Origin of the sequence: Microlunatus antarcticus (genome assembly GCF_014193425.1) — a bacterium.
In the GTDB taxonomy this organism is placed as follows: domain Bacteria; phylum Actinomycetota; class Actinomycetes; order Propionibacteriales; family Propionibacteriaceae; genus Microlunatus; species Microlunatus antarcticus.
This window is the reverse complement of the sequence record NZ_JACHZG010000001.1, coordinates 2,028,927-2,046,901: the sequence shown is the minus strand read 5'-3', so window position 1 is coordinate 2,046,901 and position 17,975 is coordinate 2,028,927. Positions and strand designations below refer to the sequence as shown.

Below are 17,975 nucleotides of genomic sequence, written 5' to 3'. Positions count from 1 at the left end.
CGGCCCGATCAACGGGGTGGGGGCGAGTCGCGTTCGGGGCGGAGGCTGAGCTCGTTCCCGGCGGGATCGGCAAGCCGGACGTCGTCCGGTCGTGGGGCGAGACGGGTGGCTCCGAGCGAGAGCAGGCGTTCCACCTCGCCGGCCGGCTCGGCGCTGACGAGGTCGAAGCGGTACCGGTTCTTCCCGACGCGCGGTTCGGCGGGCGACCGGTACTCGAGGTCCCAGGCGATCTTCGTGCCGCCGAGCGGCGACTGGATCGCCGTCTGCTCGCCCTCGTCCCACACCAGCGGCCAGCCCAGCGCGTCGCGCCAGAACAGGCCGACGGCCCGGGGCCCGTCGCAGGTGATCTCGCCGAGGTGCCCCGTGCCGGCGAGGTAGCGGTTGCCCGGCTCCATCACGCAGAGCTCGTTGCCCTGCGGGTCGGCCAGGACGACGAAGCGTTCGTCGTCCGTCTGACCCACGTCGTGGTGGCGGCCACCCAGCCGCAGCGCCGTCTCGATGGTGCGTCGCTGGTCCTCGGGAGTGCTGCTGGTCAGGTGCAGATGGAGGCGCGGCCTGCCGACGCGCTCGGTCTCGGAGGTGACGAAGCGCAGTCCGACCTGGGTCGCGTCACCCGGCAGCAGCGCGGCACCGGGCTCGGGGACGACCTCACGCTCCAGCAGCCCGGCCCAGAACACGGCGGCCGACGACACGTCGGCGACGTCGAAGGTCACCGCTTCGAGGTGCAGAGCCACTGCTGCCGGCCTCCGATCGCCACGGGCCTGCTGCCCCGGTCGTCGGGACACACCTGACCCAGGCTTGCACTGCGCGGCAGCGGCCGGGCGCCCGGTCGCCGGTCGGAGCGGGACCGGATGCGGCGGCCGGCCCTGCGACGATGGCGTCGTGCGCCTGCAGGACTTCGACCCGCCCCGTACGCCGGCGTCCCGGGCCGCCGTTGAGCTGGCCGCCGCGTCCCACACCCCGGCCCTGCTCCACCACGTGGTCCGCTCGTGGCTCTGGGCCGAGGCGTTCGCGCTGGTCGAGGACCGGCGGGGCGTCGACCACGAGCTGCTGTACGTCTCCGCGGTGCTCCACGACCTCGGGCTCGTCCCGGCCTACGACAACGTCTCGCTGTCGTACGAGGAGGCCGGCGGGCACGTCGCGGTCGCACTCACCGCGGGAGCGGGCTGGCCCGCGGAACGACGCCGGCGTGCGCTCGAGGTGATCGTGCGGCACAACTGGCCGTCGGTCGACCCCGGGCTGGACGTGGAGGGACACCTCCTCGAGGTCGCCACCAGCCTGGACATCAGCGGGGCGCGACCGGACCTCCTGCCCCGCGAGTTCCTGCTCGAGGTCCTCGAGGCGTACCCCCGCCTGACGCTGGCCGACGAGTTCACCGCGGGGGTGACCGAGCAGGCGCGGCGGAAGCCGACGACGGCCGCACGCCGGATCGTCGAGGGCGGGGTCGCGCAGAAGCTGGCGCACCACCCGCTCGAACGTCTGGACCGCTCGCGGCCGTGAAGGTGCCCCTGTTCCAGCTGGACGCCTTCGCGACCCGTCGGTTCACCGGCAACCCGGCCGCCGTCGTGGTGCTGCAGGAGTTCCTGGACGACGACCTCCTCCAGGCCGTCGCCGCCGAGACCAACCTCTCCGAGACGGCGTTCGTCGTGCCCGGCGGGCCCGGCTACCGACTGCGCTGGTTCACGCCGGTGGTCGAGGTGCCGTTGTGCGGGCACGCCACGCTCGCCGCGGGGATGGTGGTGCTCGACCGGCTCGAGCCGGGGCGTACGAGCGTCGCCTTCGCCACCGCGAGCGGCCCGTTGACGGTGAGCCGTCGGGAGACCACGTACGAGGTCGACCTGCCGGTACGTGCGGTCGAACCCGTCGCGACACCGCCGCTGCTGTCGGCCGCGCTCGGCGTCACGCCCGAGGAGACCGCGAGCGACGGGGGGAACTACCTCGCCCGGCTGAAGTCGGCCTCCGACGTACAGACGCTCGCGCCGGATCTCGCGGCGGTCGCGAAGCTGGACCGGACCGGCGTCGTGGTCACCGCAGCGGGCGACGGGCCGTACGACTTCGTGAGCCGCTACTTCGCGCCGGCCAAGGGCATCCCCGAGGACCCGGTGACCAGTGGTGCGCACTGCGGGCTGGTGCCGTTCTGGGCGGCGCGGACGGGTCGGGACACCTTCGTCGCCCACCAGGCGTCGCGGCGTGGGGGCGACCTCACGGGCCGGCTCGTCGGTGACCGCGTGCTGCTGGGTGGCGCGTGCATCCTCTTCCTCGAGGGCCACATCGAGCTGTGAGCACGGCGCCCGTGAGGGCCGGGCATGACCTCGCCACCTCGACCGACGACGTGCGGTGAGTCGCGGGCGCCGCGGAGACGGACGAGGGAGGCTTGTTCCATGAAGCCGAACCGCGCCAGCAACCCGTGGCGTCCGTCGAGGCGCGCAGGGCGTACGCGGTGGGCCGGTCTGCTGCTGCTCGTCGTCGGTGTGCTCACCGTCGTCAGCCCCACACCGGCCAGCGCCCACGACGTGGACCTGGGTGGCTCGACGCCCTCCGCCGACGAGGTCGTCCGTACGGCCGAGGTCATCGAGCTGCGCTTCACCGGCCCGGTCCGGACCGAGGGGGCGACCTTCACGCTGCGGGGGCTGTCCGGCTAAGCCCCGACCCTGGGGACCCCGACGTTCGCCGACGACAAGACCTCGGTCACCGTCCAGCCCGTCGCCCCGCTCCCCGACGACCGGTACCGCGTGGGCTACGAGCTGGCGGCCTTCGACGGGCATCCCGGCAGCGGTGTGCTCGAGTTCGAGGTCAGCCGGGACGGCGAGTCGCACGCCCCTGCCTGGCCCAGCGAGGAGACGGCGTCGACGGTCACCCCTCCGGCGCAAGCAGCGGACGCCGACCGCAGCAGGCCGTGGATCCTCGCCACGACCGGCGCCGTGATCGTTCTCCTCACCGTCGTGCTGCTCCGCCTCGACCGCGCCGACCGCCGCAGGAAGGCCGCTGCGGAGGAATAGGTCACTTCCCCCGAACGTCGCCCGACAGGTATGGAGGGACCTTGCGGAGCAGCAGGTCAACCAGCTCAGGGGCCATGTAGGCGTAGTCGTCAGGGATCCCGAGCACCGCGACCGGAGTATCTCGGAGGAACGGCATGAACCTTCGAGAGAGCTCCTGCTTGTGCTTCTTCTCCATCACGAGCACCAGATCGGCCCACTCCAGGTCTTCGGAGGTGACGACCTCATCAGCGTCCGGCTTGAGGCCGGCTGACGCGACCTGGACTCCGGGCCACGAGCGGAACACCTGCTCTGCAGTCGGGCTGCGCAGACGGTTCCGGCTGCACACGAACAGGACATGCATCACCTGAGGCCACCGACCAGGGCCAACCGATTCTTGCGGTGACCGGCGGAGGCACCACGACGCGTCAGACCGAACCGACGGTTTTGCGGAGCATGCACGTCCATGTTGCTAAGCGCTCAGGGCGGCCACCGCGTCCACCTCGACGAGCTGGTCGGGGTAGCCGAGGGCGGCCACGCCCAGCAGCGTGCTCGGCGGGTCGTGCGGGGCCAGTGCGTCTCGGACGACCTCCCACACCGCACCGAGATCGGCCCGGTCGCTCGAGGCGACGTAGATCGTCGTCCGGACGACGTCGCCCAGGGAGCCCCCGGCGTCGCGCAGGCTGACGGCCAGGTTGGCCATCACCTGGGCGGCCTGCGCCCGGACGTCCCCGACGCCGACCGTGGCGCCGTCCTCGTCCAGCGGGCAGGCGCCGGCCGTGAAGACCAGTCGTGAGCCGGCGCCGACCACGGCGGCGTAGGCGTATTCCACCTCGCTGGTCAGCTCAGGGCTGCGGATCAGACGGCTGGCGTCGGGCATGCCCCCGATTCTGGCTCCGCACGCCGGGAGTCGCCACCGGGTTCAGAGCAGCCGGCTCGAGAGGTCGGTCGGTCCGGTCAGTGCGTCCGGCCGTGGCCGACGAGGCGGTGCTGAGGGTCCAGCCCGTCGAGCAGCCGCTCGCAGATGCTCGAGAGCTGGTCGAGGTGGTCGGGGTCGAGCAGGTCGAAGACGGAGGAACGGACCGTCCGCACGTGCCCGGGAGCGGCCTCCACGACCTTGGCCCAGCCCGCCTCGGTGAGCGCGACGTCGGTCGCCCGGCGGTCGTCGGCGGAGGGCTTCCGCTCGACCAGTCCCCGCGACGCCAGCCGCGTCACCACGTTGGACAACCGGGCCAGGCTGGCGTTGGTGAGCCCGGCCAGGGTCCCCATGCGCAGCGTCCGGTCGGGAGCCTCCGACAGCATCGCCAGGGTGAAGTAGTCAAAGTGGGTCAGGCTGTCATGGCGTACGAGCTCGGAGTCGAGGACCCCGGGCAGCAGCTCGAGCACCGCGGCGAACCGTCGCCACACCTGCTGCTCGCGGTCGTCGAGCCAGGGCGTGTCCACGACTCCAGCCTACGCAGACATGGTTTTCCCTACAACCATCCGTGCTACCGTCTTGGTTGTAGAGACAACCACTTGGGCCGAGGGCTCATGAAGGAGCACCGCACCATGTCGAACCCGACCGGGCCGAACCTCACCGGCTCCGACCTCCTGGCGCCCGACACGCACATGGGTGCGGTCACCCTCCGCGTCGCCGACCTCGCGACGATGACGGCGTACTACCGCGACGCCGTACGCCTCGCCGTCCTGTCCGACGTCGCCGGCACCGTGACGCTCGGCCGCGGCCGGACGCCGATCGTGGTCCTCGAGCATGCCCCCGAGCTCCAGCGCGCGAGCCCGCGCCAGGCCGGTCTGTTCCACACCGCGGTGCTGTTCGAGACCGAGGCCGACCTGGCCGCCTCGGTCTACGCGGTGGCGCAGGCCCACCCGGGGACGTTCACCGGCAGCGCCGACCACCTCGTCAGCAAGGCGTTCTACTTCACCGACCCGGAGGGCAACGGCGTCGAGCTCTACTGGGACCGCGACCGCACGGAGTGGAGCTGGACGCACGGTCGGGTCGAGATGGCGAGCCTGTTCCTCGACCCGAACGCCTACCTGCGCGACCACCTCGACCCCGTCGCCCTCGCCGGGGCCGATCAGCGCCCGGCCAGCGTCGGTCACGTCCACCTCTGCGTCGGCGACGTCGACTCGGCCCGTGACTTCTACGTCGACCGGCTCGGCTTCGAGACCATGGCCGAGTGGCAGGGCCAGGCCCTGTTCGTGAGCGCCGGGAAGTACCACCATCACATGGCCATGAACACCTGGAACAGTGCCGGCGCCGGTCGACGCCGAGCCACCCTGGGCCTGGGGCTGGTGCGCATCGAGCTGCCGGCGACCGACGACCTCGGCGCCCTCGGCGAGCGTCTCGCCCACCACCGCGTCCCGGTCGCCGACGACGGTCAGGCGGTCCGCTTCGACGACCCGTGGGGCAACCGCCTCGAGGTCTCCGTGAAGGCATGACCACCACGACGGAGCTCTGGCACACCACCCTCGAGCAGGCCGACGGCCCCACCGCTCCCCTGGTGGTGCTGCTCCACGGGCGCGGCGCCGACGAGCGCGACATCGTGACCCTGGCCGACCGGCTGCCCGTCGGGCCGGCGTACGTGGCCCTCCGCGCGCCGATCGCCGAGGGCGGTGGTTTCGCCTGGTTCGCCAACCGCGGCATCGGACGCCCGCTCCCGGACTCGCTCGCCGCCTCCGTGGCCTGGTTCACGACCTGGCTGGACTCCCTGGGCGCGCAGGACCGACCCGTCGTGCTCGTCGGCTTCAGCGGCGGCGCCACCTTCGCGGGCGGAGCCGCTCTGGCCGATCCCTCGCGCTACGCGGGCCTGGCCACGCTCTACGCGACCCTCCCCTTCGACGCCGGGGTGCCGACCACCCCGGACCGGCTGGCCGGTCTCCCGGTCCTGCTCGTCCAGGGCCGCGTCGACCAGGTCATCCCGCCCGAGCTCCAGGCCCGTACGTGGACCTATCTGCACGACGGCTCGGGAGCCACGTTGACGGCCCACCGGACCCCCGGCGGGCACGGCCTGACCGCGGACGACCTGGACGTCCTCGCTTACTGGCTCACCGCTTCTCCCGCTGCAGACGAGGGTCGACCTCCGCACGCGGGTGCGTACGGAGGTCGACCGGTGTGACTTCTTCCCCTCGACCAGCCCGGCGGAGGGCTGGCGAGGTGGTGGCTCAGCTGGCGCTGACGCCCGCCTTGGCGTAACCGACGGTCAGGGTGGTGCCCGACTTCAGGCCGAGCGTGTCGGTGTTCAGCACGAGCTGCACACCGACGACCGTGGTGCTGACGCCCGTCTTGACCACCTTGCGGAGGTAGAGCGTCCCGATCCCGGCGATGTCGATCTGGGTGTTCTCCTTGACGTCGACGCTGATCTTCTTGCCGTTGATCTTGAGGCCGGCGATCTTGGTGCCCGACGACGAGGTCTCGACCTTGCCCTTCTTGCGGGTCGCGGTCGCCGACGCGTTCACGGCGTCCAGGGTGACGACACCGTCGAGCAGGTTCACCTTCGCCACCGACGAGCTCGTCGCCGCCTTCGTGGAGGACGAGCTGTCCGTCGACTTGCCGGTGCTCTTGACCGCGCCCACCTTCAGCACCCCGGGGGCGCTGACGGAGGAGATCGAGTTGGTCCGGGTCTTCCCGGCACTGCCGCCGCACGGCAGGGTGACCGCGGCGGTCTTGCCGGAGCCGACGATGCTGGCCACGTTGAGCTGCGTGCCGTACGCGTTGCCGTAGGGCAGGGCGTGCGTCGTCTTCTGCATCGACGCGTTCGCGCCGCCGACGACGATCTTCCCGGTCGGCAGCCCGAGCGTGTTGTTCTTGAGCAGCGTCACCCGGATGGCGGCCGTGCCGGCCTTGTAGCCGGCCGAGCCGCTCGAGCTGTCCTGCGCGTTCAGCTCCACGGTGGCCACCCCGGGCACCTTCACCGTCGTGTTCTTCTTCGGGGACGCCTTGATCGGCAGTCCGGCGATCTTCAGGTTGACGAACACGCTGGACCCGGAGGTGTCGTACCCCTTCGAGTCCTTCGTCACGGTGGCGGTCGAGGTGATCGCGTCCGCCTGGATGATGCCGGCGAGCAGCGAGGTCCCGGCCACCTCGGTGACGGCCTCGGCCTTCTTCGCCTTGCTGGTCTCGGAGGTGGAGACCGTGGTGGTGGCGGCCCCGACGTTGCCGAGCAGGCCGCCCAGGTCCAGCGCCGCGGTGTTGCTCGAGACCGAGTCCGGCGTCTTCGTCGTGCACAGCGGCACGTAGGAGGTCTTGCCGAGGTTGACGAGGGTGCCGACGCTCGCGGTGGTGGCGTAGGCGGAGCCGCCAGACGGGTTGAAGGTGGCGGCCTGCGCGGGCAGGGCGACCGTGAGGGTGACGGCGGCAGCCGCGAGCGCGGCGGCTCCGATCCGGCGGGGGTGGGACATGGAACTCCTTCAGTTCGTGCGGGGAGGTTGCCGGCGCCACCCCCGATGACGCCGATCACCAGCAGGTCTTTGATCGTGCTGGCCGAGAACACTCCCATTCCGATTCGCATTGCCGCGGAAAGGCGGTCAGCGCCGGTCTGGGAAGCACGAGCGTAACGCTGGAGAAGCACCACCGGAGAAGAACAGAAGAAGAAAGACCCAACTGCTCGACCATTCACTGGTTGAACAGGCAATGGCTTGCCGGCGCTTGATCGAGCAGCAGGAATCGTCGACGGCGGTCTTGTCCGAGGAGCTTGCCGGACCACTCTTCGTCCCGAAAGGAATGTGTCCCCCGCGCGGGGGACAAAAGCGCTTCGCGCAGCAGCCCGCCATCGCTGATGACGTCCTCGGCATTCCTGCCAGGGTGAAGAAGTGAAGGCGACCGGCCTACCACTCCGCCTCCTCGACCACCGACAGCGCGGCGGCCCCACGTACTCGTGGAGCGGCGGCGCGGCCCCGCAGGAGCGGGCAGGACGGTGCGGACGGCTCTTCACCGCGAAGGTCGCTGGCCGGAACCCCGAGATGATTACGTCATTCACGCACGAAGTTCAACGTTCCGTTCTGTCCTGGACCTCGCGGCTTTCTTTCTCTCGATCTTTCTTCGGGAATCCACACGCCAAGAGGGCCACCCGTTCTGGTCGGGGCTCCGAATGCTCTGCCCCTTCGCGCCCGTCATTCGCGTCGTCCGCGGTCCCGGGACCCGGACGAGGAGAGGGGGTTCGTGGTCACCAACCGATGCTCGTGGTCATGGATCTGATGATCGAGCTGTGTTGTCGCCAGGTCGCTACGGGTTCGTCGGGTCCCAGCTCCCGCGCCTTCGGGCCGGCGTCAACAAATGTCCCGACACCCGGGTTCCGCTACCGGGGTCGGTCCCTTTCGTGTCGTTATGGTGACCGGCAGAAGAACAGGATGGGCGGGTCCACGCCCTTCACGGAGGCAGAGGGCGGACATGACATCTCTCGTCCCGACCACCGTGCGGCACCATCTCGGCCGCACGGCGCCGGGCGCAGTGACGAAGTACGCGCGTCTCGTACGCCAGGGCGAGACCCTCCCGCAGCGGGCGGTGTCGGACGCGCGGGCCGCCGTCCTGCGTCGGCGCCTGTCCAAGAACCTGCAGCGCACCGGCGACGCGGACACCTTCGTGCGGGTCAAGGTGGACGGTCGGGCGGCGCTCGCCCGGGTCGTCGAGACCTTCCGGTCCGACCTCGTCTGGGCCGAGCAGGCCGCACAGGTCGCCGAGGCGCTCACCGCGCACGGCGTCGACCACGTCTTCGTGTCGGTCGACCCCTTCCGCCGACGGGTCATCGCCGTCCCCGAGTCCCAGCGCGCCCTCGCGAACCGCGCGCTCGCCGACCGGCTGACGGCGGCCGCGTTCCAGGTCGGTCCGGTCTACTCCCGGCAGCCGTCGAGGTTCCGCCCGTTGACCCGGCGCGGGCTCCGGACGAAGACGCTGCGCGTCTTCCAGCCGCTGGCGACCGCGTCCGGGGCGTTGCTCAGCGGCGCCGAGATGGGGTGCGACCTCCAGTTCTGGTGCGAGGTCGGCCCGAGCCACCAGCGCACCTCGAACGGCGAGTTCCTCGAGAGCGGCACCCTGCTGGGTGAGCGCACGACGGACGCACTGCCCGAGGCGGTGGAGCCGGCGCCGGTCGGCGTCGTCGAGCGGCCGGTCGACGGCCGGCTGCGACCGGTGGCGGCCGCGCTGCAGCACCCGCACCTCCTGCAGCACCTCGACCCGGTGGACGTCGTCTACACCTGGGTGGACGGGAGCGACCCGGCCTGGCAGCGTCGCCGCGACGCCGCGCTCCACGAGGAGCGCAACGCTCCCCTGCACGACCTCGCGGCGAACGAGTCGCGCTTCACGTCGCGCGACGAGCTGCGCTACTCCCTGCGCTCGCTCGAGATGTACGCCCCGTGGGTCCGCCACGTCTTCCTGGTCACCGACGACCAGGTGCCGGACTGGCTCGACGTCGACCACTCCCGCCTCACCGTCGTGGATCACGCCGCCCTGTTCGGGTCCCGGGGCCGGCTGCCCACGTTCAACTCGCACGCCATCGAGTCGCAGCTGCACCACCTGGACGGGCTCGCCGAGAACTACCTGTACCTCAACGACGACTTCTTCTTCGGCCGCCCGGTGGACCCGAGCCTGTTCGTGCTCGGCAACGGTCTGCCCAAGATCTTCTTCTCCAACGTCAAGGTCGCGCCCGGTCCGCTGCGCGCGAGCGACCTCCCCATCACCAGCGCCGCCAAGAACAACCGCGACGTGCTGGCCGACAAGTTCGGGCGGACCACGCTGCACCGGTTCCAGCACGCGCCGTACTCGCTGCGCCGCTCCGTGATGTACGAGCTCGAGGACGTGTTCGCCGAGGAGCTCGCGGCGACGGCCTCCGCACCGTTCCGGAGCCCGTCGGACCTCTCGGTCTCCGCGTCGCTGGGCCTGGCGTACAGCTATCTCGTCGGCAAGGCCGTGCCCGGCCGCCTGCGCCACCTCTACGCCGACATCGCCCGGGCCGACACCCCGGACCGGCTCGCGCTCCTGCTCGAGAGCCGCGACCGCGACGTCTTCTGCCTGAACGACCACGACTCGAGCGGTCTCACCACCCAGCGTCAGCACGACGTCGTGGCCGGGTTCCTCGAGAGCTACTTCCCCCTCCCCAGCCGGTTCGAGTGCTGAGCCCGTTCGCCCGCGAGGTCGCGTGAGCCCCTACCGCCGCGCGGTGCTGCGGCTGGGCCGCACCCGGGCGGGCGCGGTGGCGCGCGGCACGCTGGGCGGACGACGGGTCCGGGCCCTGCGCGTGCTGGTCCTGCCGCGCACCCGCGCCCGGCGCAGCCTCCGCGCGACCCTGGCCGAGCGGCGGGCCCGGCAGCTGCCGTCCAACGAGCCCCGGGCCGTCCTCGAGGCCGGACGCTGGGTGGTGACGGACCCCCACTGGCATCCTCAGCGGCTCCGCGAGGACAACCTCGCCCGCACCGCGACGGCCCTCGAGGCCGCCGGTGTGCCGTACGTGCTGATCCGGACGTCTTCAGCGACGCGCTACACCCTGGCGGTGAGCGCCGCCGACCAGGCCCTGGTGCTGAGCGCACTGGCCCGGGCTCCCGATCTCCGGTCCGCCCAGGTCCAGCTCGCCGTGGGCAGCCGCTCCGTGGGGCGTGCGTTGCCCGCCGCCGCTGCGGAGTCGATCGAGTGGGGCACCCGGCGGGTGGTGCGCGTGTACCGGCGGGTGCGCTCGGCCCCGGGCGCGTGGACGGTCGGGCAGCAGTACGGCTGCGACGTCGAGCTCTGGGAGGAGGGCGAGGTCGCGGGCGCCGGGTCGCCGATGTCGATCGGCCCCCGCTCGAACGTCGCGTCCAACCTGCTCCCCGTCGGCACCCTCGCCGACACCGAGCCGCACGAGATCGGCGGCCGCGTGTACGCGCGACCGCGCGTCTTCGGCCAGGTCATGCTGGAGGACGTCACCTTCGACGTCGACGTCGTCTACACCTGGGTCGACGGGTCCGACCCGGTCTGGCGCGACCGCATGCTGCGCACGCGGGCCCGCGTCGAGGGCACCCCGTTCCACCCGGAGTCGGCGGCGGCCAACCGCTTCACCGACCGCGACGAGCTGCGCTACTCGCTCCGCTCGCTCGACGCGTACGCGCCCTGGGTCCGCCACGTCTGGCTGGTGACCGACCAGCAGCGGCCGTCGTGGCTGGCGGAGGAGACGCCGGGGCTCACGGTGGTCGACCACCGCGACATCGTCGAGGACCACGGCGTGCTGCCGCTCTTCAACAGCAACGCGATCATCAGCCAGCTGCACCACATCCCGGACCTGGCCGAGCACCACGTCTACCTCAACGACGACGTGTTCCTCGGCCGTGACGTCGTCAAGCGCGACTTCTTCATGCCCAGCGGGCTCGCGCGACTCTTCCCCGCCCGGCTGCACCGCCCCTTCGGGCCGCCGACCGTGACCGACGAGCCGCACCTCAACATCAGTCGGAACATCCGGGCGATGCTGGAGGAGCGTTTCGGCACGACCATCACGCGGGCGGTCCGCCACACGCCGCACGCCCAGCTGCGCAGCCGGCTGTACGAGCTCGAGGAGCTCTTCGCCGACGACTTCGCCCGCGTGCTGCGCCACCCGTTCCGGCACCACGACGACTTCGCCGCGGACCAGCTGCTGCAGTACTACCTGGAGCTCACGGGGGCTGGCGTGACCACCCGGATCAGCTACGACTACGTCAACATCGGCCTGGCCGAGCAGGCACCCCGGCTGCAGCGGCTGCTGCGGCACCGCGACCGGTCCGTGTTCTGCCTCAACGACGCGCCGGCGCCCGACCAGCCCCCGATCGACCACGCCGACGTGCAGGACTTCCTGGCCGCGTACTTCCCCGTGCCCTCGCGCTGGGAAGTCGGAGGGCGCTCGTGAAGGTCCTGATCACCGGCGGCGCCGGCTACATCGGGTCGACGACCGCCCGTGCCCTCGAGCTGGCCGGTCACGTCCCGGTCGTCCTGGACTCCCTGGTCTGCGGCCCCCGGTCGTTCGTCGCCGACCGGGCCTTCTACGAGGGCGACGTCGCCGACCGCCACCTGGTCGCCCGGGTGCTCGACGACCACCCCGACATCGGCTGCACGATCCACATGGCCGCCCGCATCGTGGTGCCCGAGTCGGTCGAGCAGCCGTACGCCTACTACCGCAACAACGTCGCCGGTTCCCTCGAGCTGCTGGACCAGCTGGTCTCGAGCGGGCAGACCCGCGTGGTGTTCTCCTCGTCGGCCTCGGTGTACGCGCCGGGTCCGGCGCCGGAGGTGAGCGAGGACTCCCCTACTGGGCCCGGCTCGCCGTACGCGCGCAGCAAGCTGATGATCGAGACGGTCCTCGCTGACCTGGCCGCCGCGACACCGCTCCGGGCGATCAGCCTGCGCTACTTCAACCCGGTGGGCGCGGACCCGTCCCTGACCACCGGCCCGTACGTCCGGCGCCCCACCCACGTGCTCGGCCAGCTGCTGATGGCGGCCCGCGGGGAGCAGCCCACGTTCACCCTCACCGGCACCGACTTCCCGACCCGCGACGGGTCGGGGTTGCGCGACTACCTCCACGTCTGGGACCTCGCCCGTGCCCACGTCCGCGCCGTCGAACGGCTGGACGCCGTGGTCGGGGAGGCGGGGCCCGCCGTCACGCTCAACCTCGGCACCGGTCGTGGCGTCACGGTCCGGGAGCTGGTGGCGCTCGTCGAGCAGGTGACGGGGAAGCCCGTCCCGGTGGTGGAGGGTCCCCGGCGCCCCGGCGACTCCGCCGGCGCGTACGCGAACGTCGACCGGGCGCGTGAGCTGCTCGGGTGGCACGCGGAGCTGTCGCTCGAGGACGGCGTCCGCTCGGCCCTCGCCTGGCTCGACCGGCGTGCGGACCTGCTCGGCTACTAGCGGACCGCCTCTACCGGCGCAGGCCGTCGAGCACGAGGGTGACGGCGCGGTCGGCGTCGGCGCGTGATCCCGGGTGCCCGCAGGCCGTGCAGATCCCCTGGAGGACCATCAGCACGGCGCCGGGTCCCACGTCGTCGCGGACGGTGCCGTCCTCGACCCCGGCCGCCAGCAGCTCCCCGATCACCTGCTCCAGCTCGCGGCCGCCGTCGGCAAGGGTGTCCGGCTGGGCGGTCATCAGCGTCGCGAGCGTGCGCGCCAGGCCCTGGTGGCTGCCGAGGTGGCTGACGAAGCCTCGGAGGAAGGCCGCGAGCGCCTCCGCCGCCGGCAGCGTGGCGCGCAATGTGCGACCGCGGTCGCACAGCGTGGCGAGCTCCTCGCGGTAGACCGCCTCGGCCAGCGCCGCACGGTTGGGGAAGTGCCGGTAGAGCGTGCCCGTCCCGACCCCGGCGAGCCGGGCGAAGTCGTCGAAGCGCAGGTCGAAGCGGCCGTCCGCGAACAGCTCACGGGCCTTGGCGAGCAGGGCGTCGCGGTTGCGCCGGGCGTCTGCGCGCAGCGGCTTGCTGGTGGTCACCCGACGTCCTCCTTTGACAAGCGGAACCTGCCTCCATATCTTCGAAGTGGAGACAGTTTCCGATTCTAGGCGGCCTGGAATGGACGAGGGTCGCGAGGTGGGGCGATGAAGATCTTGATGTTCGGGCGCGGCGTGATCGCCGTGGCGTACGGGTGGGCGCTGGAGCAGGCCGGGCACGAGGTCGAGTTCTACGTCCGGCCCGGGCGGCCGGTGCAGTACGGAGCGGCGATCGACCTCGAGCTGCTCGACGCACGCCGCCGCCTGCGCGGGCGCCCGGTCACCGGGACGTGGCCGGTCCGCTACCGCGAGTCGCTGGAGCCGGACCACGACGTCGACCTGATCGTGGTGAGCGTCCAGCACTACAGCTTTCCCGAGGTCGTGTCCTTCCTGGCGCCCCGGGTCGGCCGCGCCACCGTCCTCGTCTTCAACAACCTCCTGGTGGAGCCGTCGGTCGCGGTCCAGGCCCTGCCCGCCGACCAGGTGGTCTGGGGCTTCCCGGGCGCGGGCGGCGGCTTCGGCGAGGACGGTGTGCTGCGAGCCGCCCTGCTCCCCGTCGTCTTCTTCGGCACGCTCGGCGGACCGCCGTCGGAGCGCGGGCGGGCCGTACGGGCGGTGTTCCGGAAGGCTGGGTTCAGGATCTCGGAGACCACCGACTTCCGGGGCTGGCTGACGATCCACTTCCTGCAGAACGCCGGCCTCCACACCCAGAGCCTGCGACTCGGGTCCCTCGCTGCCCTGGCCAGGAGCAGGCGCGACGTTCGCGAGGCGATCCTGGCCACCCGCGAGCTCCTGCCCCTCGCCGAGGCTCGCGGGGTCGACCTGCAGCGGCACCGCGTAGACCTGCTGCCCTACAGGGCGCCGGTCGGGCTGGCCGCACCGGTGTTGACCTGGCTCTTCGGCCACTTCCCGCCGATGCGCCTGGTGATGGAGGCGCACGCCAATCCCGAGGAGCTGCGCGCGGTCTGCCGCGACACCCTGGCCGAGGCCCACCGCCTCGGAGTCCCCGTGCCGCGGCTGGAGGCGGCCGAGCCCTGGTTCGCGGCCGAGAGGCTCAGCTGACCGCCGGTGGCCGGGCGACCGGTCAGCGGGCGAGCTCGTCCTCGACGAACGCGGGTCTGGACAGCGCGATCGCCGGGACGGTCGCCACGAGGGCGACGGCGAGGAGGAGCACCAGCGGCAGGGTCCAGCCGCCGGTCACGTCGTGCAGCAGCCCGACGAGCAGCGGCCCGAGGGCGCCGAGCGCGTACGCCACCCCCTGGGCGAAGCCGCTGACCGCGACCGTGCCGCCGGGGGTCCGCGTGCGCGCGTTGATGAGCACGAGGCAGACCGGGAACAGGATCGACCCGGCGCCGACGAGCAGCACCCACAGCAGGGTGAGCGAACCCGGCGCGAGCAGCAGCCCGAGGTAGCCGAGGACGAAGCTCCCGCTGCCGGCTGCGATCAGCCAGCCGACGTTGCGCAGCCGCGCCACGAGCAGAGGCGCGACGAGGGCGCCCGGGACGCTCACGAGGCCGGTCACCGCGAGCAGCAGGCCCGCCTCGGTCGGTGTCGACCCCGCGAGGTCGACGAGGATCTCCGGCAGCCAGGCGAAGCCGGCGTAGGTGCAGATCGTGCTGGTCGAGAACACGGCGGTGATCGACAGGACCACGCGCGACCGCCAGAGGCGCGTGACGAGGGCGGGCGGAGCTGTCACGTCGTCGGCCGCCGCCCGTCTCCGACGGCGCTCCCGCCCGAGGACGACGAGCCACGGGACGAGCGCGACCACCGAGGTCAGCGACCAGAGGCCGAGCGAGAACCGCCAGCCCTCCCGCTCGGCCACCGGCGCCGCGAGGGCGGCCGGCACGGCGGTGCTGACGCCCACGATGCAGGCGTACAGCGCCGTCAGGAGGGCGACCCGGTCGGGGAAGTGGCGCCGGACGAGCGACGGCAGCAGCACGTTCCCGAGGCCGGTGCCGGCGAACGCCACGACGCTGCCGGCGAGCAGCACGCCGAAGCCCGGGGCGGCCGCGCGGACGAGGTGGCCCGCGGTGATGAGCACCAGCGCCAGGACGATGCCGCCGTCGAGCCCGACGCCACGCGCGACGCGTGGGGCGACGAACCCGGACGCCGCGAACAGCAGGGGCGGCAGGGTGCCGAGCAGACCGACGTCGAGGTTCGAGACCGGGACGTCCACGCGGATGGCGCCGAGGATCGGCGAGACCGCCGCCACCGCCTGGCGCAGGCTGAAGGCGACGAGCACGATCCCCAGCAGCGCCGCCGTACGTCCCGCCCAGAGCGGAAGGCGACGGCTGTCGGGCACCCGGGGAGTCTAGGAAGGTGTCGACCGGCTAGCGGTCGTCCCGCAGCGCGTCGCGCAGCGCGGGGACCAGCTGCTCCACCAGCCGGGGCACGAGCAGGTCGACCAGGTCGTCGAGGTCCGCGGTGGGCTCGGGGGTCCGCGCCAGCTGTTCCATGCGGACGGGCGGCGCCGCCAGGGGCCTGGCGAAGGTCTGGGGCCTGGACCCGGTCGCCTCGGTCGCCGCGGGCGTGGCGGCGTCCCAGTCGTCGATCGCCTGGTCGAGGGAGCGGTGCAGCTGCTCGGCGAGCCGGCGCAGGGCCGCGGTCCGATCGTCCGATGAGGTCATGCCCCCAGCCTTCCACGACGCTCGAGCCGGAGCCCCGGTCACAGGCACGAGCCCGGGTCGGTGCCGGTGCCGATGAGCTCGAAGAGCATCCGCCGCAGCACGGCGACGTCCGCTGCGCTGAAGCTGCTGAGCGCGGCCAGCTCGGCTGCGGTGCTCGCTGCGGCCACCGTGGCGCGCCGCTCGTCCCCGGCGGGGGTCAGCTCGGGCAGGCGTGCGCGGCGGTCACGCGGGTCGGCGCGACGGACGACGAGCCCCTGCTGCTCGAGCCGGTCGAGCAGGCTCATCAGGGTGGTCTTGTCCAGGCCGAGGGTCTTGGCCAGCTCGACCTGGGTCATGCCCGGCGTCTTGTCCAGCGCGCTCATCACGATGTGGTCGCGCAGGCTGAGACCGTGCTTCTCGGCCTGCTCGCCGGTCACGACGTGCATGCGCTGCGCGGCCCTGTGCAGCAGCCAGGTGATCTCGGCGTCGACCGTCGGTCCCGCGGCGCCCGTCACCGCGACATCACCTGCGGCAGCAGGGGGATGCCGTCGTACGCGTGCACGTCGTGGGCCGGGACGACCTGCATCACGTCGGTCAGCGCAGCGGCACGGAGGATGGCGCGCCGGACCTGGGCGGCGTCGCTGTCGGCGAGGACGCGCAGCAGCCAGGGCCGTTCCCGGCGGTGGCGGATGCCGTCGAGCTGCCAGGTGAGGTCGCCGATGAACGCGTACCGCTCCCCCGTCGGGACGGTCACGAACACGACCACGGACCCGGTGGTGTGCCCGCCGGCGAGGGCGATGACCAGGGAACCGTCTCCGTGGACGTCGAGGCTCTTCTCGAAGCCCAGGTACGCCGGCCCGTCGAGCGCGTACTCGTGGACGGGGTGGCCCGGGGCCACGGTGCGGTAGACCCTGCCGTCGCCGTCGGTCGCGGCGTACTCCCGCTCCCCCGCGTTGATCCAGATCGGCACCGGGAGCGAGTCCAGGCCGCTCGCGTGGTCCCAGTGCGCGTGGGTCAGGATCACGCCTCGCAGCCGGGCGAGGTCGTAGCCGGCGTCGGCCAGCTGCTGGGCCGCCGTCCTGTCCGTGTCGTACGGCGCGCGAACGAGCGCCGGCAGCATCTAGACGTGGTCGGCCACGTGCTCTCCGAACCCGGCGTCGACGAGGAAGTCCCCGGCGGGATGAGTGACGAGGACCGCGGTCGCGGCGAAGCGGCGCTTGTCCCGGAACGACCCGCCGCTCATGGCGAGGGCCGCCCGCGTCTCGTACGTCCCGGTCGGGAGCTGGTAGACGGCCGCCCCCTCGGGCGGACGGGCGTCGGGGAGCGGGCCGGTCCACGGCGCAGGGGCGGGGAGGGATCTCACCTGGCCGACCGTACGATCTCAGATAGTCTGAGTCAAGACGATCTCCGCGCCACGGCCTCCCGAGCCGTCATGGGTTCCCTTGATCCGTGATGTGCCAGGGTTCGGCCGGTCCCGCGCGCTCGAGGTCGTAGGCCCACCCGTTCGGGCCGGGCGTGTAGGCGGACTCGGAGCCCTCGAGACCGCTGAGCTGCAGCGTCACGCGCACGTTGTAGTAGCTGACTCCGGGCCTCGCAGGGTTGCCGTCCTCCGTCCCGTCCATGGCCCTGCTCTCCACGACGACCACGTCCGACATGGTGCCGATCGCACGGAACCGGTCGATGGACCGGTCCGGGTAGATCTTCGCCATGGTCGACCAGTCCCGGTGGTCGTAGGCCTCGACGTACGTGAGGACGACCTGCTCGGGGGTCGAGGCCGCAGTCGGCGCCGGGACCCGCGCGGTGGTGAGGTTGAGCCGGTAGCCGAGCAGGTGCCCGACCACCGAGGTCAGGGCGCAGACCACGACGAGCACCACCGCGAACCTGATGCGCCGCGACGTCCGCCCAGGCGACTTCGGTCGACCCGTCGACCCTCCGGAGGACACCACGGCCCTCATCATGCCGACCGCCCTTCCCGATCCCATCGGCGCACA

Annotated in this window: 22 protein-coding genes; 10 read left to right on the top strand and 12 right to left on the bottom strand. The window is 72.2% G+C overall.

Features of this window, described 5'->3' with window-relative positions:
• Positions 1-8: 8 nt before the first annotated feature.
• The gene (locus FHX39_RS09490; protein ID WP_183337864.1) at positions 9-734 is read right to left on the bottom strand and encodes a VOC family protein; all 726 of its coding nucleotides are present in this window, start codon (positions 732-734) and stop codon (positions 9-11) included.
• Positions 735-882: 148 nt separating this feature from the next.
• Here FHX39_RS09490 and FHX39_RS09485 point away from each other — a divergent pair, with 148 nt between their 5' ends.
• The 4 genes from FHX39_RS09485 to FHX39_RS09470 all read left to right on the top strand — a co-directional run bounded on the left by FHX39_RS09485 (position 883) and on the right by FHX39_RS09470 (position 2,999).
• Entirely contained in the window at positions 883-1,500 is a 618-nt protein-coding gene (locus FHX39_RS09485; protein WP_183337863.1) for an HD domain-containing protein, read from the top strand.
• Positions 1,497-2,282, top strand: a complete 786-nt coding sequence (locus FHX39_RS09480; protein ID WP_183337862.1) for a PhzF family phenazine biosynthesis protein — start codon at positions 1,497-1,499, stop codon at positions 2,280-2,282. Before FHX39_RS09485 ends, FHX39_RS09480 begins: the two co-directional genes overlap by 4 nt.
• 99 nt (positions 2,283-2,381) lie before the next feature.
• Positions 2,382-2,642, top strand: coding sequence for a hypothetical protein (locus tag FHX39_RS09475; protein ID WP_183337861.1), 261 nt, complete (start codon positions 2,382-2,384; stop codon positions 2,640-2,642).
• Between the two features lie 9 nt (positions 2,643-2,651).
• A complete protein-coding gene (locus FHX39_RS09470; protein WP_183341190.1) occupies positions 2,652-2,999 on the top strand; it encodes a copper resistance protein CopC in 348 nt (115 codons plus the stop codon).
• 1 nt (position 3,000) lies between these two features.
• Here the strand turns inward: FHX39_RS09470 and FHX39_RS09465 are convergent, their stop codons facing one another.
• From FHX39_RS09465 to FHX39_RS09455, 3 genes are all read right to left on the bottom strand, one after another.
• On the bottom strand, positions 3,001-3,339 hold the full coding sequence (locus FHX39_RS09465) for a low molecular weight protein tyrosine phosphatase family protein (RefSeq protein ID WP_183337859.1): 339 nt from the start codon (positions 3,337-3,339) through the stop codon (positions 3,001-3,003).
• A gap of 108 nt (positions 3,340-3,447) precedes the next feature.
• Positions 3,448-3,855: a RidA family protein gene (locus FHX39_RS09460; protein WP_183337857.1), complete on the bottom strand. Its 408-nt coding sequence runs from the start codon at positions 3,853-3,855 to the stop codon at positions 3,448-3,450.
• Positions 3,856-3,932: 77 nt separating this feature from the next.
• Positions 3,933-4,418, bottom strand: coding sequence for a MarR family winged helix-turn-helix transcriptional regulator (locus FHX39_RS09455; protein WP_183337855.1), 486 nt, complete (start codon positions 4,416-4,418; stop codon positions 3,933-3,935).
• A 105-nt stretch (positions 4,419-4,523) separates the two neighbouring features.
• On the opposite strand from FHX39_RS09455, the gene FHX39_RS09450 reads away from it, so the two are divergent.
• Together FHX39_RS09450 and FHX39_RS09445 are read left to right on the top strand one after the other, a co-directional pair.
• A complete protein-coding gene (locus FHX39_RS09450; RefSeq protein ID WP_198423329.1) occupies positions 4,524-5,414 on the top strand; it encodes a VOC family protein in 891 nt (296 codons plus the stop codon).
• Positions 5,411-6,091 (top strand): alpha/beta hydrolase, encoded by a 681-nt coding sequence (locus FHX39_RS09445; RefSeq protein ID WP_183337853.1) that lies wholly within the window; start codon positions 5,411-5,413, stop codon positions 6,089-6,091. Before FHX39_RS09450 ends, FHX39_RS09445 begins: the two co-directional genes overlap by 4 nt.
• A gap of 46 nt (positions 6,092-6,137) precedes the next feature.
• Here the strand turns inward: FHX39_RS09445 and FHX39_RS09440 are convergent, their stop codons facing one another.
• Entirely contained in the window at positions 6,138-7,373 is a 1,236-nt protein-coding gene (locus tag FHX39_RS09440) for a choice-of-anchor P family protein (RefSeq protein WP_183337851.1), read from the bottom strand.
• Positions 7,374-8,361: 988 nt separating this feature from the next.
• On the opposite strand from FHX39_RS09440, the gene FHX39_RS09435 reads away from it, so the two are divergent.
• From FHX39_RS09435 to galE, 3 genes are read left to right on the top strand one after another with little or no spacing between them, the layout of a single operon-like run.
• Positions 8,362-10,083, top strand: a complete 1,722-nt coding sequence (locus FHX39_RS09435; protein WP_183337849.1) for a stealth family protein — start codon at positions 8,362-8,364, stop codon at positions 10,081-10,083.
• 22 nt (positions 10,084-10,105) lie between these two features.
• Complete coding sequence (locus FHX39_RS22100; RefSeq protein ID WP_183337847.1) at positions 10,106-11,815, top strand: stealth family protein; 1,710 nt, start codon at positions 10,106-10,108, stop codon at positions 11,813-11,815.
• Positions 11,812-12,810: a UDP-glucose 4-epimerase GalE gene (gene galE / locus FHX39_RS09425; protein WP_183337845.1), complete on the top strand. Its 999-nt coding sequence runs from the start codon at positions 11,812-11,814 to the stop codon at positions 12,808-12,810. Before FHX39_RS22100 ends, galE begins: the two co-directional genes overlap by 4 nt.
• 10 nt (positions 12,811-12,820) lie before the next feature.
• On the opposite strand, the gene FHX39_RS09420 is transcribed toward galE, so the two are convergent.
• Complete coding sequence (locus FHX39_RS09420) at positions 12,821-13,381, bottom strand: TetR/AcrR family transcriptional regulator (protein ID WP_183337843.1); 561 nt, start codon at positions 13,379-13,381, stop codon at positions 12,821-12,823.
• A 105-nt stretch (positions 13,382-13,486) separates the two neighbouring features.
• Between FHX39_RS09420 and FHX39_RS09415 the strand changes: the two genes are divergently transcribed.
• Positions 13,487-14,440, top strand: coding sequence for a ketopantoate reductase family protein (locus FHX39_RS09415; RefSeq protein WP_183337841.1), 954 nt, complete (start codon positions 13,487-13,489; stop codon positions 14,438-14,440).
• A 22-nt stretch (positions 14,441-14,462) separates the two neighbouring features.
• Here the strand turns inward: FHX39_RS09415 and FHX39_RS09410 are convergent, their stop codons facing one another.
• The 6 genes from FHX39_RS09410 to FHX39_RS22095 all read right to left on the bottom strand — a co-directional run bounded on the left by FHX39_RS09410 (position 14,463) and on the right by FHX39_RS22095 (position 17,858).
• Positions 14,463-15,680, bottom strand: coding sequence for an MFS transporter (locus FHX39_RS09410; RefSeq protein WP_183337839.1), 1,218 nt, complete (start codon positions 15,678-15,680; stop codon positions 14,463-14,465).
• A gap of 28 nt (positions 15,681-15,708) precedes the next feature.
• A complete protein-coding gene (locus tag FHX39_RS09405) occupies positions 15,709-16,005 on the bottom strand; it encodes a hypothetical protein (RefSeq protein WP_183337837.1) in 297 nt (98 codons plus the stop codon).
• Positions 16,006-16,043: 38 nt separating this feature from the next.
• Entirely contained in the window at positions 16,044-16,499 is a 456-nt protein-coding gene (locus FHX39_RS09400; RefSeq protein ID WP_198423328.1) for a MarR family winged helix-turn-helix transcriptional regulator, read from the bottom strand.
• Positions 16,496-17,104, bottom strand: a complete 609-nt coding sequence (locus FHX39_RS09395) for an MBL fold metallo-hydrolase (protein WP_198423327.1) — start codon at positions 17,102-17,104, stop codon at positions 16,496-16,498. Before FHX39_RS09395 ends, FHX39_RS09400 begins: the two co-directional genes overlap by 4 nt.
• Positions 17,105-17,347, bottom strand: a complete 243-nt coding sequence (locus tag FHX39_RS20665; RefSeq protein ID WP_198423326.1) for an MBL fold metallo-hydrolase — start codon at positions 17,345-17,347, stop codon at positions 17,105-17,107.
• A gap of 67 nt (positions 17,348-17,414) precedes the next feature.
• On the bottom strand, positions 17,415-17,858 hold the full coding sequence (locus FHX39_RS22095; RefSeq protein WP_183337835.1) for a hypothetical protein: 444 nt from the start codon (positions 17,856-17,858) through the stop codon (positions 17,415-17,417).
• Positions 17,859-17,975 lie beyond the last annotated feature (117 nt).